The sequence below is a fragment of the Pseudomonas sp. NY15181 genome, assembly GCF_048068055.1.
Classification (GTDB): domain Bacteria; phylum Pseudomonadota; class Gammaproteobacteria; order Pseudomonadales; family Pseudomonadaceae; genus Pseudomonas.
Map to the genome: position 1 here is coordinate 30,744 of NZ_JBLUPT010000011.1, position 15,521 is coordinate 46,264.

Genomic DNA, 15,521 nt, shown 5'->3' on the forward strand with positions numbered 1-15,521 from the left:
CACCAATGGCAAGGCGGCCCGGCGGGCAGGTATAGTCGGGCCTTTGTCCGTGCCCAGCCAGACCATGACCGCCCTCGCACCGCTGAAACAGCTGATTACCCGTTTCCAGGAACAGACGCCGATCCGCGCCAGTTCGCTGATCATCACCCTCTATGGCGATGCCATCGAACCCCATGGCGGCACCGTCTGGCTGGGCAGCCTGATCAATCTGCTGGAGCCCATCGGCATCAACGAGCGATTGATCCGCACCTCGATCTTCCGCCTGACCAAGGAGGACTGGCTGACCGCCGAGAAGGTCGGCCGGCGCAGCTACTACAGCCTGACCGGCACCGGCCGGCGGCGTTTCGAGAAGGCCTTCAAGCGGGTGTACAGCTCCAGCCTGCCGGCCTGGGACGGCGCCTGGACCCTGGTGATGCTCTCCCAGCTGGCCGCGGACAAGCGCAAGCAGGTGCGCGAGGAGCTGGAATGGCAGGGCTTTGGCGCCATCGCCCCGACCGTACTGGCCTGTCCGCGCGGCGACCGCGCCGACCTGGTGACGACCCTGCAGGACCTGGAGGCGCTGGACGACAGCATCATCTTCGATACCCACGCCCAGGACGTGCTGGCGTCCCGCGCCATGCGCCTGCAGGTGCGCGAGAGCTGGAACATCGACGAGCTGGCGAGCCACTACAGCGAGTTCATCCGCCTGTTCCGCCCGCTCTGGCAGGTGCTGCGCGAGCAGGACAACCTGCAGCCGTCGGACTGCTTCCTGGCGCGCATCCTGCTGATCCACGAATACCGCCGGCTGCTCCTGCGCGATCCGCAGCTGCCGGACGAACTGCTGCCCGGCGACTGGGAAGGGCGCGCGGCCAGGCAGCTGTGCCGCAATATCTACCGGCTGATCTACGCCAAGGCGGAAGAGTGGTTGAACGCCAACCTGGAAACCGCCGACGGTCCGCTGCCGGATGTGGGTGAAAGCTTCTACCGCCGTTTCGGCGGATTGAAGTGAAGTTGGCCTGAAATGTGCCTTGGTCTGCGTCACCGATAGGCGGCGCAGGCCAAGTGATCGGTCCTGATATCGATCAACGTCGATCCGCCCATTGAGGTGGACGCTGATAACAACAAGAAAGCGCGAGGCTTTGCTGGTCATGAATACCTCAACCCAAGCGCGCGGCGATGCCTTCGAGGCATGGCTGGCGCGGATCAACCAGGCGTGCGGGCGTTTCGCCGCGCATCCCCTGGGGCCGGAGTTCAGTAGCGAGCTCAAGGAATTTCAGGGCGGCGCCATCAAGCTGAGCCAGGTCGAACTGGCCCAGATCAGCCTCTACCGGACCAGCAAGGAGATCTCGGCCGGCGGCAGCAACAACTATTACGCCGTGTTCCAGCTCGACGGCCGCTCGCGCCTGGAGCAGGGTGACAACCGCGTGGAGCTCTCCCGTGGCGACATCACCCTGATCGACGCCAGCCAGCCGAGCAACATGACCTACCTGGAGAAGGCCCGCCAGGTCTCGCTGATCGTGCCGCGCCAGGTGTTCGAGCGTGCGCGGATCACCACGGTGAACTGCGCGACGCGTATTCCCGGCAGCGCGCCGATCGCCGCGCTGGCCAGCGGCATGGTCGGCGAAGTCAGCCGCCACGACGGCATCGGCATGCAGGAAAGCGAAGCCACCCTGGACGCCCTGGTCAGCCTGCTGCGTCCGGCGATCAGCGGCCAGGAAAGCGAGTGCGACAGCCATGAGCGGCTGTTCCGCAAGTCGGTGTCGTTCATCGACGAACACATCAGCGCCGAGGAGCTCTGCCCGGAACTGATCGCCCGCGAGGTCGGCGTCTCCGTGCGCGGCCTGTACCGCATGTTCTCGAAGAAGGGCATGGTCGTCGCCCAGTACATCAAGAACCGCCGCCTGGACTTCTGCGCCGAGTCGCTGCGCAACGCGCACTTCGAGCAGAAGCTGTCGGCGCTGGGCTATGCCTGGGGCTTCTCGGACTCCAGCTATTTCTCCACGGCGTTCAAGTCGCGCTTCGGGGTTTCCCCGGGCGAGTACCGCAAGCGGTATGCACAGTAGGGCGTACAACCGTTCGCGGTTGTACGCCGATACACCGGCGTCATCGCCCACGCATTGGCTGAGCTGGACCTCTGATCCGATGGTCGATCCCGAGCAGGGGAGGGCCCAGGTCAGTTGGCGTATAACGCGGAGCGTTATACGCCCTACGTGTCTGAACATCGGTGTCCGCGAACAACCCCTCACCCTAACCCTCTCCCGGAGGGAGAGGGGACTGTTCGGAGCTGCTGGATGGCACGGCCTATCTCCCGATGCCGATGTGCTCCCTCTCCCTATGGGAAACGACTGCATGGATGCAGACACGTAGGGCGCATAACGCGCCAGCGTTATCCGCCGAAACCCGGGTGTGAACGTCTGTCGGCGGATGAAGCGTTCCGCTTCATGCGCCCTACACCAAGCTCAACCCCGTCATCCCGCTTCTTGGCACCCCCGCCAAACCAACTGGCACACAGAAAAAGTCCCGCCGTTCCGACCCCGGTAACAATCCCCCTCGTAAAGCGCGAATCCCTTGCGCGTGCCGGCGTGCCTCCCAGGCCGGCCTGACTGATTCCGAGGTGGAGCCAGATGTCTTTCCACAAATCCCTCAAGGCCGCCGCCGGCGCACTGTTGCTGGCGCTGGCCGCCACCCAGGGCGCTGTCGCAATGGCGGATACCTGTCCGGCCGCCGAAGCCGAGCAGGGCCAGAACGTATTCGCCCGCGACTGCTCCGTCTGCCACTCCGCGCAGAAGAACGGCCCGGGAATGATGGGCCCCAACCTGCACGGCGTGGTCGGTCGGATGTCCGGCTCGCTGGCCGGCTTCAGCTATTCCGAGGCCATGAAGACCAAGGGCGCAGCCTGGACCCGCGACAACCTCGACGCCTTCATCACCCAGCCGCAGTCCGCGGTGCCCGGCACCTACATGCCGTTCACCGGCCTGGCCGACGCCGCCGAGCGCCGTGCCGTGACCTGTTGGCTCAGCCAGCAACACTGACCCCATTTCCGAACGGGCCACAGCGGCCCGCTTCCAGACAGGAGCGAACATGAGCACGACTGAAATCCTGCCGCAGGTAAGCGCATTCCTCAGCCGCCGCCACGGCTGCTTCATCGATGGCGCCTGGGTGGTGCCCGAGGGTGCCCGCACCGACGTGCTGAACCCGGCCACCGGCCAGGCCATCTCCAGCGTCGCCGACATCGACAGCGACCTGCTCGACCGCGCCGTGCAGTCCGCCCAGGCCGCCTACAAGTCGCGCGTCTGGGCCGACCTGCGCCCGGCCGACCGCGAGCGCATCCTGCTGCGCTTCGCCGACCTGGTGGAAGCCAACGGCGAGGAACTGGCCCAGCTGGAAACCCTCAGCCAGGGCAAGTCCATCAATATTTCGCGCATGCTCGACGTGGGCGCCACCGTCGAGTTCATGCGCTACATGGCCGGCTGGGCGACCAAGATCGAAGGCCAGTCGCTGAACGTCTCCATCCCGCTGCCGCCCGGCGCCAAATTCACCGCCTACACCCGCCGCGAGCCGCTGGGCGTGGTGGCCGGCATCGTGCCGTGGAACTTCCCGCTGATGATCGCGGTGTGGAAGCTGATCCCAGCGCTGGCCACCGGCAACAGCGTGGTGATCAAGCCCGCTTCGGAAACCCCGCTGACCGCCCTGCGCCTGGCCGAACTGGCCTTCGAGGCAGGTGTGCCGGCCGGCGTGTTCAACCTGGTGACCGGCGACGGCCCGCGCATCGGCGGCGGCCTGGCCAGCCACAAGCTGGTCAACAAGGTCTCCTTCACCGGTTCCACCGCCGTGGGCCGCAGCGTCGGCCTGGCCGCCGTGCAGAACATGACCCGCTTCGCCCTGGAACTGGGCGGCAAGAACCCGATGATCGTCCTCGCCGACGCCAACATCGACAACGCCGTGCAGGGCGCGCTGCTGGGTGGTCTGCTGAACAACGGCCAGGTCTGCGCCGCGGCTTCGCGCTTCTATGTGCACCGTTCGCGCTACGACGAGTTCGTCGAGAAGCTGGCTGCCGCCGTAGCCGGCATGAGCCTGGGCGAGGGCATGGACCCGACCGCGCAGATCAACCCGCTGGTGTCGCGCAAGCAGCAGCGCAGCGTGCTCGACCACATCGCCCGTGCAGGCGAGCAGGGCGCGCGCATCGTCTGCGGCGGCGAGCAGGTCGGCGGCAATGGCTTCTACGTGCAGCCCACCGTGCTGGCCGACGTGACCATGCAGATGGCCGTGGCCCGTGACGAAGTGTTCGGCCCGGTGCTGGCGGTCCTGCCGTTCGACGAGGACGACCAGGCCATCGAGATGGCCAACGACAGCGAATACGGCCTGGGCGCGAGCCTGTGGACCAACGACCTGTCCAAGGCGATGAACCTGGTGCCGCGCATCGAATCCGGCACCGTCTGGGTCAACGCCCACGTACTGCTCGACCCGAGCATGCCGTTCGGTGGGGTCAAGCAGTCGGGCATGGGCCGCGAGTTCGGCCGCGCCGTGGTCGAGGCCTATACCGAGATCAAGTCGGTGTGCATCGCGCACTGATTGATAGTGAGAGCAACACCCTCGTTTAGCAGCGGGCCTTCGGGCCCGTTTTTTTGCCTGGATGAAACCTGCAGGAGCGGACCCTGCCCGTCGATGCACAGTGGCCAGTCACCCGTGCCAGGGCCGAGTTCGGAGTACCAGGATGCCAAGGTCAATCGGCGTATAACGCGGAGCGTTATACGCCCTACACGGGGTTCAACGCTGGCGTAGGGCGTACAACCGTTCGCGGTTGTACGCCGATACACCGTGACCGGTCGCCGGTGCCAGGGCCGAGTTCGGAGTACGAGATTGCCAAGGCCAATCGGCGTATAGCGCGGAGCGTTATACGCCCTGGGTTCCAGATGCGTAGCTCTGTGTAGGCGTGTTCAGGCCAACGGCAAGGTAAAGCAGAACATCGCCCCACTGGGCTCGACGTTCTGCGCCCAGATGTCCCCGCGATGGCGGCCGATGATGTTCTTGCACAGCGCCAGGCCAATGCCATTGCCGCTGACCTTGGAGCTGAAGAAGCCGTCGAACAGCTTCTCCTGCGCACCGGCATCGATGCCGCGTCCGCGATCTTCCACGCAAAGCCGCGCCTTGCCGTCGCTGACCGAGGTGTGCATACGCAGCACGCGGCGCTCGGCCGGCAGCCCGGCCATTTCCTCGATGGCATTGAACGCCAGGTTGAGGATCACCTGGCCGACCAGCACCTTCTCGCAGCTCACCCGCAGCGGCTCGGTGCTCGGTTCAACGTCCAGGCGAACCCCGGCGTCCTGCGCCTTGAGGCTGATGAAGTAGCGGGTCTCGTGCAGCAGGTCGTTGAGGTCGACGACCTGTTCCGCCTGCTCCAGCTTGACCACGTATTCGCGCACGCTCTTGATGATCAGCGAGGCGTGCTCGATCTGCCGCACCGCGCTGTCCAGGCCCCAGGCCACCGACGGGTCGATCTCGCCCTGCTGGCCGAGGCGGATGCTGGTGCCTTCGATGAAGTTGCGCGTCGCCGCCAGCGGCTGGCTCAGTTCGTGGGCGATGGCCACGGCCATCTCGCCCATGGCGTTGTAGCGCGCCAGGTATTCCAGCTTGCGTTCGCTCTGCCGGCGCGACTCCTCGGCGCGCACCTGCTCGGTGACGTCGCGGAACAGCAGCAGGTGGCCCTCCAGGTCGTCCTCGATCGCGATATGGCGGCAGGTCGCATGGTGCCAGCGCCACTGCCCGTCGCGCCGCTGCAGGTGGTAGTGGACGCTGTACGGCGCGTGATCGGGCGGGTCGAGCGCCAGGCGCGGGGCCAGGCGCTCGCGGGAGGCGTCGTCGCACCAGGCGAGGAAGTTCTCGCCCAGCAGCGCGTGCTCTTCGCCTGCGAGCAGGCGCGCGGCGGACTCGCTGAGAAAGCGGATATCGCCGCCGGGACCGAGCACCACCACGCCCTCGGCGAGGTCCTGCATGAAGGCGCGCAGGCGGCTTTCGGTGCGTTTCAGGTCGCGCTTGACCTGCTCTTCGCGGGAGATGTCGCGGAACTGCACCATCAGCACGTCGCGCTCGGCCAGGTGCACCAGGGTGGCGACCGCCTCGGCGAGGATTTCCTCGCCCTGCTTGGAGCGATAGCACCACTCGATGGCGCGCTGGCCGGTGCGCGCCGCGCCTTCCAGCCAGCGCAGGCCGACCGAGCGGCGGTACTGCGGCGCGTGCTTGGTCATGTCCGGCGCCTTCAGCGGGATCAGCTCCTCCAGGGTGAAGCCCAGCACCGTCAGGGCGGCGCGGTTGGCCCAGAGGATCTCCTTGGTCTGCGCGTCGTGCAGGAGGATGCACAGCGGCATGGCTTCGATCAGTTGCTGGAAGTCTTTCTCGGCGGGCTGCATGGGGTGGCTCTCGCGGTGTACCTGCCCGTTATACCCGAGTGCCCGCCCGGCGACGCTTGGAATTTACCAGCGCGGGGCTAGGGGAATCCCTTAGTGGCCGGGCTGCACGCCCCAATAGAGGTGCTTTGGCCGCGCTCCCTACACTGGCCTCCATCGCCGCCCAAGCGGCATGGCCCCGATCAAGAACAACAGAACAACAACGGAGATGACGCCCATGCTGAGCCCAGCCGTCGCAGCGCAAGAAGCGCCCCGCGAAGCCGCAGCGGACTTCGAGCAGGTCCTCGACGAAGTGCGTCGGCGCCGCCAGGAGTTCGACCTGCGCAGCCACGTCCCGCGCGACATGATCGAGCGTTTCAAGGCCGTCGGCATCTACCGCGCCGCTACCCCGAAATGCTTCGGTGGTACGGGCATGGCGCCGGCTGACTTCCTGCACCTGATCGAGCGCATCTCGGAAGCCGACGGCTCCGCCGGCTGGGTCGCCAGCTTCGGCAGCGCCAGCACCTATCTCGCTGCGCTGCCGAAGGAAAGCCAGGCCGAGCTGTACGCCAAGAGCCCGGACCTGGTGTTCGCCGGCGGCCTGTTCCCGCTGCAGCCTGCCGAGCAGGTGGAAGGCGGCTGGAAGGTTACCGGCACCTGGAAATTCGCCAGCGGCTGCAAGGGCGCCGACGTGCTCGGTGTCGGCATCGGAGTCGCCGGTCCGGGCGGGCGCCCCCGCACCGCGCTGCTGCCGGCCAGCCGGGTGGAAATCGTCGAGAACTGGGACGTGGTCGGCCTCAAGGGTACCGGCAGCCACGACCTGCGTCTCGACGGCGCCTTCGTCGAGGACCGCTGGACCTTCATCCGTGGCGGCGAAGCGACCATCGACGAGCCGCTCTACCGCTACCCGACCATCGCCTACGCCGCCCAGGTGCTCGCCGTGGTCAACCTCGGCCTGGGCCGCGCCGCGCTCGACGAAGTGACCCGCATGGCCTCCGGCGGCGGCATCACCGGCGCGCCGAAGCTGGCCGACCGCGCCTACGTGCGCATCGAAGTGGGCAAGGCGGAAGCCGATCTGCGCGGCGCCCGCAGCTTCTTCTACGACGCCACCGGGGAAGTCTGGGAATCCATCCTCGCCGGCAACCCGGTCACCCCCGAGCAGATCAGCCTGCTGCGCCTGGCCGCCGTACACGTGTCCCGTGCCGGTGCCGCCGCCGTTCAGCGCGCCTACGGCCTGGCCGGCACTTCGGCGATCTACCTGGGCAACCCGCTGCAGCGCTACCTGCGCGACTCCATGGTGGTCACCCAGCACGCCTTCCTCAGCGACGGCATGTACGACGGCGCCGGCGCGGTGTTCCTCGGCGTGCCGCCGATCCCCGGCTACCTGTAATCGCCACCTACAAGATCAAGGATTTTCAGCATGACCCAAGCCACCCAGGAACCCTTGCGCGTACTGTTCTGCATCGGCATCACGCAGAACTTCTTCGACCTGCCCACCGGCGAAGGACTCGCCGTGTGGAAGGGCTTCAGCCAGATGATGGGCTCGCTCGGCGCGCTGCCCGGCGTGACCGTGCTCGGCGCGCTGGATGACGACCGCCTGATGGTCGGCGCCTCCACCACCTCGCCGTGGACCGTCTACATCATGGCCGACGTCGACTGCCACCAGAGCGTGATCGACGCCTGCAACCTGTTCCGCACCACCCCGGTGAACGAATACAGCCTGTGGAAGTACGCCAAGGTCGAAGCCCGCATCGGCCGTCCGCTGACCATTCCCGAAGCCGCGCGGACCTGAGCCATGAGCGATCTGGCGAACCTGCAACGCCGCCTGGCCGTGCTCGAAGGAGAGAGCCAGGTGCGCCGCCTGATGGCGCGCTACATGGATCTCTGCGACGTGCCGCGCAGCCCCCGCGCCAGCGAGGCCGAACTGGCGGCGCTGTTCAGCGAGGACGCGGTCTGGGAAGGCGTCGGCCGTGAGACTGCGCAGACCTTCGGCAGCCACCAGGGTCGCGCCGACGTGGCGGCCTTCGTCGCCGCCTACCTGCCGCCGTCGCCGCACTTCGGGCTGAACCTGCACTTCCTCAGCAGCGAGTCGATTCGCGTGGAAGGCGAGGGCGCCCGCGGGCAGTGGCTGATGCAGCAGATTTCCACCTACGAAGGCGGCCACAGCGAGCTGTTCGGCACGCGCCTGGACATCGATTTTCGCTGCATTGACGGCACCTGGCTGATCAGCCATTTCCGCACCCAGCGCCTGTACCGGCAGCCCCTGTGCACACCTTCCGAGGAGCACTCCGCATGAGCGTATTCGTCAGCGAATTCCAGCTGGGCGGCGACGGTTTGCGCGTCGCGGTCAAGGACACCCTCGACATCGCCGGCCTGCCGACCCGCTGCGGCAGCCGCGCACTGGCCGACGCCGCGCCGGCCGAACGCAACGCCGAGGTGGTCGACGCCGTGCTGAACGCCGGCTGGCGCATCGTCGGCAAGACCAACCTGCACGAACTGGCCTTCGGCGTCACCGGCATCAACGACTGGACCGGCACGCCGGGCAACCCGCAGGCGCCGGAGCGCGTGCCGGGGGGCTCGTCCAGCGGCTCGGCGGTGGCGGTTGCCGCCGGGCTGGCCGAGATCGCCCTGGGCACCGACACCGGTGGCTCGGTGCGCGTCCCGGCAGCGTGCTGCGGGGTCGCCGGCCTGAAGCCGACCTTCGGCCGCGTCAGCCGCGCCGGCGTGCATCCCGCCGCCAGCAGCCTGGATTGCGTCGGCCCGTTCGCCGCCAGTATGGAGCACCTGATCGCCGCGATGCAGGTGATCTGCCCGGACTTCGGCGAGGCTGTCGCACCCGAGGCCGGCGCGCGGGTGGCGCTGCTCGACGTGGCCGCCGAGCCGAACCTTCTGTCGCGCATTGGCGTCGCCGCCGACCGCGCCGGTTGGCGCCGCGACAGCCTGCGCCTGGAGGGCTTCGAAGAGGCCTTCGGCGCCGGCCTTGCGGTGATCAACCACGAAAACTGGGCGGCCCTCGGCAGCCTGACCGGCAAGGGCCTGCTGGGCGCCGACATCGAACAGCGCCTGCTGGCCGCCAGCCTCACCGACGCCGTTGCGCTTGCCGAGGCGGAAGCCGTGCGCCAGCGCTTCAGCCGGGCGGTGGATTCCGCCCTGGAGGACTACGACGTGCTGTTGCTGCCGACCCTGCCGGGCCTGCCGCCGCTGCTGCGCGAAGCCCGCGCCGGCGGCCGGATGATCGCCGGCCTGACCTCCCTGGTACGGCCTTTCAACCTCAGCGGCCATCCGGCGTTGACGGTGCCGGTGGAACTGGAAAGCGGCGGGCTGAAGATCGGCCTGCAGATCGTCGGCCGCAAGGGCGCCGACGAGCGTATCTGCGCCTTTGGCGCGCAACTGGAACAAGCACTGGCCGCCGAGCGGCCGGCCAACAGGAAAACGGGTTGAGGAGAAGCGCATGAACCTTATCGCCACCTCGCGCAGCACCGACGAACTGGTCCAGGGCGACCGCGTCGATGTTTCGCTGTACACCGACCCCGCGCTGTTCGAGGTCGAGCTGGAAAAGATCTTCTACCGCACCTGGGTGTGGGTCGCCCACGAAAGCGAAGTCCGCAATCCGGGGGACTTCAAGACCGCCACCATCGGCCGCCGTCCGGTGATCGTGGTGCGCGACAAGAAGGGCAGTATCAACGTCCTGGAGAACCGCTGCCGCCACCGTGGCGCCACGGTTTGCGAGAAGCACAAGGGCAACGCCACCGGCTTCACCTGCCCGTACCACAGCTGGTCCTACGGCCTGGACGGCAAGCTGCGCGCGCTGCCGTATCCGGACGGCTACGAGGACATCCTCGACAAGTCCGAGCTGCCGCTGACCAGCCTGCGCGTGGGCAGCTACGCCGGCATGATATTCGCCACCTACAACGACGAGGCCGAGCCGCTGGAGGACTTCCTCGGTGGGGCGAAGCACTGGATGGACCTGTTCATGAAGCAGGGCGCCGGCTACCCGATCAAGACCCAGGGCGAACACAAGTTCACCTTCAGGGGCAACTGGAAGATCCAGCTGGAGAACACCACCGACGGCTATCACTTCCCCATCGTCCACAAGTCGTGGATGAGCTCGGTGGATGACGAGACCAGCGAGATGCTCTCGTTCATGACCGACCCCCAAGCGGTGACCCATGCCCTGGGCAACGGCCACAGCGTGATGGTGATGGTTCCCGAGCATGTCGACCTCGACCACGACGACGGCTCCGAGCAGCTCCAGGAGCGCTTCGCCCACGTCACCGAGGAACTTTCCAAAACCATGCCGCCCGAGCAGGTGCGCCGCATCGTACGCTCGCTGCACGGGGCCGGCTTCAACCTCAACCTGTTCCCCAACGTCGCCATGTCGATGTCGTTCTTCCGCGTGCTGCGGCCGATCTCGGTCACCGAGACGGAGATCCGCCACGTGGCGCTGGGCATGGACGGCGGCCCGGAGATCGCCAACCGCGAGCGGATGCGCATCCACGAGCACTTCCAGGGCCCCTTCGGTTTCGGCAGCCCCGACGACGCCGAAGCCTGGGACCGCGTGCAGCGCGGCGCCCAGGCTGGCCCGGAGGCGCCGATCCTGGTCAACCGTGGCCTGAACCGCGAAGTGATTGCCGAGAACGGCGACAAGGTGTCCCACGCCACCGACGAAGGCGGCATGCGCGAAGCCTATGACATGTGGAAAAGGATGATGAGCCGATGAGCACTCTCGACACCCTGAACGGTCTGTCCGGCCCGTTGGCCCAGGCCATCGAATTCATCTGGCGCGAGGCCGAGCTGCTGGACCGCAAGGCTTACGCGGAGTGGGCGTCGCTGTGGAGCGAGGAGGGCCTCTACGTGGTGCCCATCGACCCGGACACCACCGACTTCGCCGCCAGCCTCAACTACGCCTACGACGACGCCCGCATGCGCGGCCTGCGCATCGAGCGCCTGACCTCCGGCCATTCGCCCTCGGCGGTGGACGCGGCGAAGACCGTGCGCAGCGTGTCGCGCTTCCGCCTGGTGGAAGCCGCCGGCGATGTGGTGGAAGTGAGCTCCGCGCAGATCCTCTACGCCTACAAGCGCGGCGTGCATAGCCCGTTCGTGGCCGACCTGACCCACCGCATCCGCTTCAGCCACGGCGTCGCCCGCCTGGAGCAGAAGGTGGTGCGCCTGATCAACTCCACCGATGCGCTCGGCGCGCTCGGCTTCCTGCTGTAAGGAGCGTCGCATGTCCCGAGTAGCACTAATCACTGGCGCGTCGCGCGGCCTGGGCGAGTGCATCGCCCGCCGCCTGCACGCCGCCGGCTACCGCGTGGCGCTGGCCGACGTGCGGCTCGACGCCGTGCAGCGCAACGCCGACCTGCTCGATCCCTCCGGTGAAACGGCCCTGGCCATCGAGCTGGACGTGCGCGAGAAGGCCGACTTCCAGCGTGCCCGCGACCTGCTCGCGGAGCGCTGGGGCGGCTGCGACATCCTGGTGAACAACGCCGGTGTGTCGAAGGTCGCGCCGCTGATGGAGATCACCCCGGAAGAGTTCGACGCCTCGATGGCGGTCAACCTGCGCGGCACCTTCGTGGCGTCCCAGGTGTTCGGCGCGTACTTCGCCGAGCGCGGTTTCGGCCGGATCGTCAACATCGCCTCCCTGGCCGGACAGAACGGCGGCACGGCCACCGGTGCCCACTACGCGGCGGCCAAGGGCGGCGTGGCGACCCTGACCAAGGTGTTCGCCCGCGAACTGGCCGGGCGCGGCGTGACGGTCAACAGCATCTCCCCGGGCCCCCTGGACCTGCCGGTGGTGCGCGAGACCGTGGCGCCGGAACGGCTGGAGCAGATCCTGCAGATGATCCCGGTCGGCAGCCTCGGCTCGCCCGAATACATCGCCGATACCGTGCTGCTGCTGGTTTCCGACAATGCCGCTTCGGTGACCGGGGCGTGCTGGGACATCAATGGCGGGTTGTTCATGCGCTGAGCGGCGCTCCATTACCCAACCGACGAACCCGTCCGCTCTCTGCAGGGGCCGGGAAGGGGCCACAGAGCCCGCACCAATGCCTTGCAAGGTGATGCAATGATGAAGGTAAGAATCGAAAGCATCGTCGACGAAGCCCTGGATATCCGTTCCTTCCGCCTCGTGCGCAGTGACGGCCAGCCGTTCGACGTCTACGAGCCGGGCGCCCATGTCGACGTCACCGGCCCCACCGGGGTGACCCGCCAGTATTCGCTGTGCAGCCCGCCGGACGACCGCGTTGCCTACCTGGTGGCGGTGAAGAAGGAAGCCGCCTCGCGCGGCGGCTCCAGCGCGCTGCACGAGCAGGTGAGCGAGGGCATGGAGCTGGAAATGGGCGCGCCGCGCAACCTGTTCCGCATCGCCCCCGAGGCGAGCGAGCACCTGCTGTTCGCCGCCGGCATTGGCGTCACGCCGCTGCTGTCCATGGCCTACAAACTCAACGTCAGCGGCCAGCCGTACCGCCTGCACTATTTTGCCCGCTCGCCGGAGCACGCGGCCTTCGCCCGCCTGCTGGAAAGCGAGGCCTTCGCCGGCAAGGTGGAGTTCCACTACGGCGTCGAGCCGGCCGACCTGGACAGCGCGCTGTCGGCCTGCGTGGAGCAGGCCGGCCCGTCGGCGCACGTCTACACCTGCGGCCCGGCGCCGTTCATGAACAAGGTGGTGGAGGTCGCTTCGCGCACGCGCTCGGCGGACAACATCCATCTGGAACACTTCCAGGCGGACCCGGCGGCGAATTTCGCTCCGTCAGGCTCGTTCGAAGTGGAGCTGGCCAGCTCCGGCGTGGTGCTGCAGGTGCCGGCGGATTCCAGTCTGGTCGACGTGCTGCAGGCCCACGGCTGCGACATCGACACCGAATGCCGCGAGGGCATCTGCGGGACCTGCATCGTCGAGGTGATCGATGGCGAACCGGAGCATCGCGACAACTGCCTGTCGAACAAGGAAAAGGCCGCCAACAAGCAGATCTGCGCCTGCGTCTCGCGGGCCCGCAGTGCGCGGTTGGTGCTGGACCTGTAAGGCTGGCGCCGATGCACCCGACCTGATCGTCGGCGCTGAGGTTCAGCTCGACGCGCCTTGGAACCACGGTCAATCGGCGGATAACGTCGAACGTTATCCGCCCTACGTTCTGCAGTCTTTGGCGTGATCCGGACAGGCCTTTCGTAGGAGCGAGCTTGCTCGCGAACGGAGTTTCCTGGCTGCTCCGGAGCTGGGCGATTCGCGAGCAAGCTCGCTCCTACACGATTCGAGCGCGCGTTGAAGCATCGGCGCGCGGAGAATGGGACGCTCGAGGTCGGGGGCTCACTCCCGTTCCATCTCCGCCCAGTCCGTTCCCTGCACCAGCACGTCGCTCAGCGCCTGTGCCGCGCTGGAGAGCTTGTGCTCCGCCAGGCAGATCAACCCGACGCGCCGCTCGATGCGCGGTTCATGCAGTGCCACGCAGCGCGCGCCCAGTTCTTCCATTTGCTGCCGACACAGCCGTGGCACCGCGCTGACGCCCAGCCCCTCGGCGACCATCCGCCCGACTGTCACCAACTGGTGGCTTTCGAACGCCACCGGCAACCGGCCGTGCCGTGCCGCCACCCGGTCTTCCAGCAGCAAGCGCACGGCGGACGGGCGCTGCAGGGTGATGAAGTGGTCTTCCAGCAACTGATCCCAGGTGATCTGGCTGCACTGCGCCAGCGGTGAATCGGCCGGCAGCACGGCGACGAAACGGTCGGTGTAGAAGGGCGTGAACGCCAGACCGTCGAGGCTGTCCGGCTCCAGGACGATGCCCAACTCCACGCGGCGGTTGCGCACCATCTCCAGCACCTGCTCGTTGATCACGTCGTGCACCGCCACGTTCACCTTCGGGTGGCGGTCGCGGAAGGTTCGCAGCACGGCGGGCAGCAGGTTGCCGGCGAAGGAGGGCATGGAGGCGATGGAGACCTTGCCCAGTTGCAGGGTGAAGTGCTGGCGCATCAGCTCTTCGGCGTTGTCCCAATCCGCCAGCAGGCTGCGGGCCAGCGGCAGCAGCGTCTCGCCCTCGGGCGTCAGCGCCACGCTGCGGGTGGTACGCACCAGCAACTGGCCGCCGAGGGACTCCTCCAGGCTCTTGATCGCAAGGCTCAGCGCCGGTTGCGACAGGTGCAGGCGCTCGCAGGCCTGGGCGAAACTCAGGGTCTGGGCGACGGCGAGGAAAGCGCGCAGTTGCTTTACGGTCATATTGATAAGGAAAGCATATTAATCAATTGGAAAAACAAACTTAACAAATCAGTTGCGAGCGGAGAAGCTGCAACCGCTCTCTGACCGGCTGGTCGGATACCCCAAATAAGAAAGAGGCAGCAGCAACATGGCAGGACTCGACAAGCGTGTAGGCAGTTACGAGGAAGCCCTGGCCGGGCTCACCGACGACATGACGGTGGTGGCCGGCGGCTTCGGCATCTGCGGCATCCCGGAAAACCTCATCGCGCAGATCCGCAAGATGGGCGTGAAGGGCCTGACGGTGGTCTCCAACAACTGCGGCATCGATGGCTTCGGCCTGGGCGTGCTGCTGGAGGACCGACAGATCCGCAAGATGATCGCCTCCTACGTTGGCGAGAACGCCCTGTTCGAGCAGCAGCTGCTGTCCGGTGAACTGGAGGTCGAACTGACCCCGCAGGGCACCCTGGCGGAGAAACTCCGCGCCGGCGGCGCCGGCATCCCGGCCTTCTTCACCGCCACCGGCTACGGCACCCCGGTTGCCGACGGCAAGGAAGTGCGCGAGTTCGAAGGCCGCCACTACGTGATGGAGCGCGCCATCACCGGCGACTTCGCCATCGTCAAGGGCTGGAAGGCCGACCACTACGGCAACGTCATCTACCGTCACACCGCACAGAACTTCAATCCGGTGGTCGCCACCGCGGGCCGCATCACCGTGGTCGAGGTGGAGGAGATCGTCGAGCCGGGCGAGCTGGACCCGACCCAGATCCACACCCCTGGCATCTACGTCGACCGCATCATCCAAGGCTCCTTCGAGAAGCGCATCGAAAAGCGCACGACTCGCTAAGGATCGGCTGCGCGTCGGCCTGGCGGCGTTGGATTTGAAACGAGGCCTGCTCATTTAGGGCATCTAAACTCCGCGTCCTCGTTTCAAATCCGCCTAGCCAGTCGCTAGCTCGCTCGATCTTCAACCGCATTGA

At 67.1% G+C, this 15,521-nt stretch carries 15 protein-coding genes; 13 read left to right on the plus strand and 2 right to left on the minus strand.

All coding sequences use genetic code 11. The features are described from left to right. Nucleotides 1–64 precede the first annotated feature (64 nt). The 4 genes from paaX (at nt 65) to ACNFBT_RS22560 (ending at nt 4,551) form a co-directional block, all read left to right on the plus strand. Entirely contained in the window at nt 65–988 is a 924-nt protein-coding gene (gene paaX / locus ACNFBT_RS22545) for a phenylacetic acid degradation operon negative regulatory protein PaaX (protein WP_416752957.1), read from the plus strand. Nucleotides 989–1,127: 139 nt separating this feature from the next. After that, nucleotides 1,128–2,042, plus strand: coding sequence for a transcriptional regulator FeaR (gene feaR / locus ACNFBT_RS22550; protein WP_416752958.1), 915 nt, complete (start codon nt 1,128–1,130; stop codon nt 2,040–2,042). 561 nt (nt 2,043–2,603) lie between these two features. After that, on the plus strand, nt 2,604–3,011 hold the full coding sequence (locus tag ACNFBT_RS22555) for a c-type cytochrome (protein ID WP_416752959.1): 408 nt from the start codon (nt 2,604–2,606) through the stop codon (nt 3,009–3,011). 49 nt (nt 3,012–3,060) lie between these two features. Further along, entirely contained in the window at nt 3,061–4,551 is a 1,491-nt protein-coding gene (locus ACNFBT_RS22560; RefSeq protein ID WP_416752960.1) for an aldehyde dehydrogenase family protein, read from the plus strand. Nucleotides 4,552–4,916: 365 nt separating this feature from the next. Here the strand turns inward: ACNFBT_RS22560 and ACNFBT_RS22565 are convergent, their stop codons facing one another. Beyond that, entirely contained in the window at nt 4,917–6,386 is a 1,470-nt protein-coding gene (locus tag ACNFBT_RS22565) for a PAS domain S-box protein (RefSeq protein ID WP_416752961.1), read from the minus strand. 214 nt (nt 6,387–6,600) lie between these two features. Between ACNFBT_RS22565 and ACNFBT_RS22570 the strand changes: the two genes are divergently transcribed. The 8 genes from ACNFBT_RS22570 (at nt 6,601) to ACNFBT_RS22605 (ending at nt 13,380) form a co-directional block, all read left to right on the plus strand. Then, the gene (locus ACNFBT_RS22570; RefSeq protein ID WP_416752962.1) at nt 6,601–7,752 is read left to right on the plus strand and encodes an acyl-CoA dehydrogenase family protein; all 1,152 of its coding nucleotides are present in this window, start codon (nt 6,601–6,603) and stop codon (nt 7,750–7,752) included. A gap of 30 nt (nt 7,753–7,782) precedes the next feature. Continuing rightward, nucleotides 7,783–8,154, plus strand: a complete 372-nt coding sequence (locus tag ACNFBT_RS22575) for a hypothetical protein (protein ID WP_416752963.1) — start codon at nt 7,783–7,785, stop codon at nt 8,152–8,154. Nucleotides 8,155–8,157: 3 nt separating this feature from the next. Further along, nucleotides 8,158–8,658, plus strand: a complete 501-nt coding sequence (locus ACNFBT_RS22580) for a nuclear transport factor 2 family protein (RefSeq protein WP_416752964.1) — start codon at nt 8,158–8,160, stop codon at nt 8,656–8,658. Then, nucleotides 8,655–9,803 carry an amidase gene (locus tag ACNFBT_RS22585; RefSeq protein WP_416752965.1) on the plus strand — a complete coding sequence of 383 codons (1,149 nt, stop codon included), beginning with the start codon at nt 8,655–8,657 and terminating at the stop codon, nt 9,801–9,803. The genes ACNFBT_RS22580 and ACNFBT_RS22585 overlap by 4 nt, the downstream gene beginning before the upstream one ends. A gap of 10 nt (nt 9,804–9,813) precedes the next feature. Beyond that, on the plus strand, nt 9,814–11,082 hold the full coding sequence (locus tag ACNFBT_RS22590; RefSeq protein ID WP_416752966.1) for an aromatic ring-hydroxylating oxygenase subunit alpha: 1,269 nt from the start codon (nt 9,814–9,816) through the stop codon (nt 11,080–11,082). Next, entirely contained in the window at nt 11,079–11,579 is a 501-nt protein-coding gene (locus ACNFBT_RS22595) for an aromatic-ring-hydroxylating dioxygenase subunit beta (protein ID WP_416752967.1), read from the plus strand. Before ACNFBT_RS22590 ends, ACNFBT_RS22595 begins: the two co-directional genes overlap by 4 nt. A 10-nt stretch (nt 11,580–11,589) precedes the next feature. After that, nucleotides 11,590–12,330, plus strand: coding sequence for an SDR family NAD(P)-dependent oxidoreductase (locus tag ACNFBT_RS22600; RefSeq protein WP_416752968.1), 741 nt, complete (start codon nt 11,590–11,592; stop codon nt 12,328–12,330). A 96-nt stretch (nt 12,331–12,426) separates the two neighbouring features. After that, nucleotides 12,427–13,380, plus strand: a complete 954-nt coding sequence (locus tag ACNFBT_RS22605; protein ID WP_416752969.1) for a PDR/VanB family oxidoreductase — start codon at nt 12,427–12,429, stop codon at nt 13,378–13,380. A 282-nt stretch (nt 13,381–13,662) separates the two neighbouring features. Here the strand turns inward: ACNFBT_RS22605 and ACNFBT_RS22610 are convergent, their stop codons facing one another. Beyond that, nucleotides 13,663–14,565 (minus strand): LysR family transcriptional regulator, encoded by a 903-nt coding sequence (locus ACNFBT_RS22610; RefSeq protein ID WP_416752970.1) that lies wholly within the window; start codon nt 14,563–14,565, stop codon nt 13,663–13,665. A gap of 127 nt (nt 14,566–14,692) precedes the next feature. Between ACNFBT_RS22610 and ACNFBT_RS22615 the strand changes: the two genes are divergently transcribed. Then, nucleotides 14,693–15,388, plus strand: coding sequence for a CoA transferase subunit A (locus tag ACNFBT_RS22615; RefSeq protein WP_416752971.1), 696 nt, complete (start codon nt 14,693–14,695; stop codon nt 15,386–15,388). Nucleotides 15,389–15,521 lie beyond the last annotated feature (133 nt).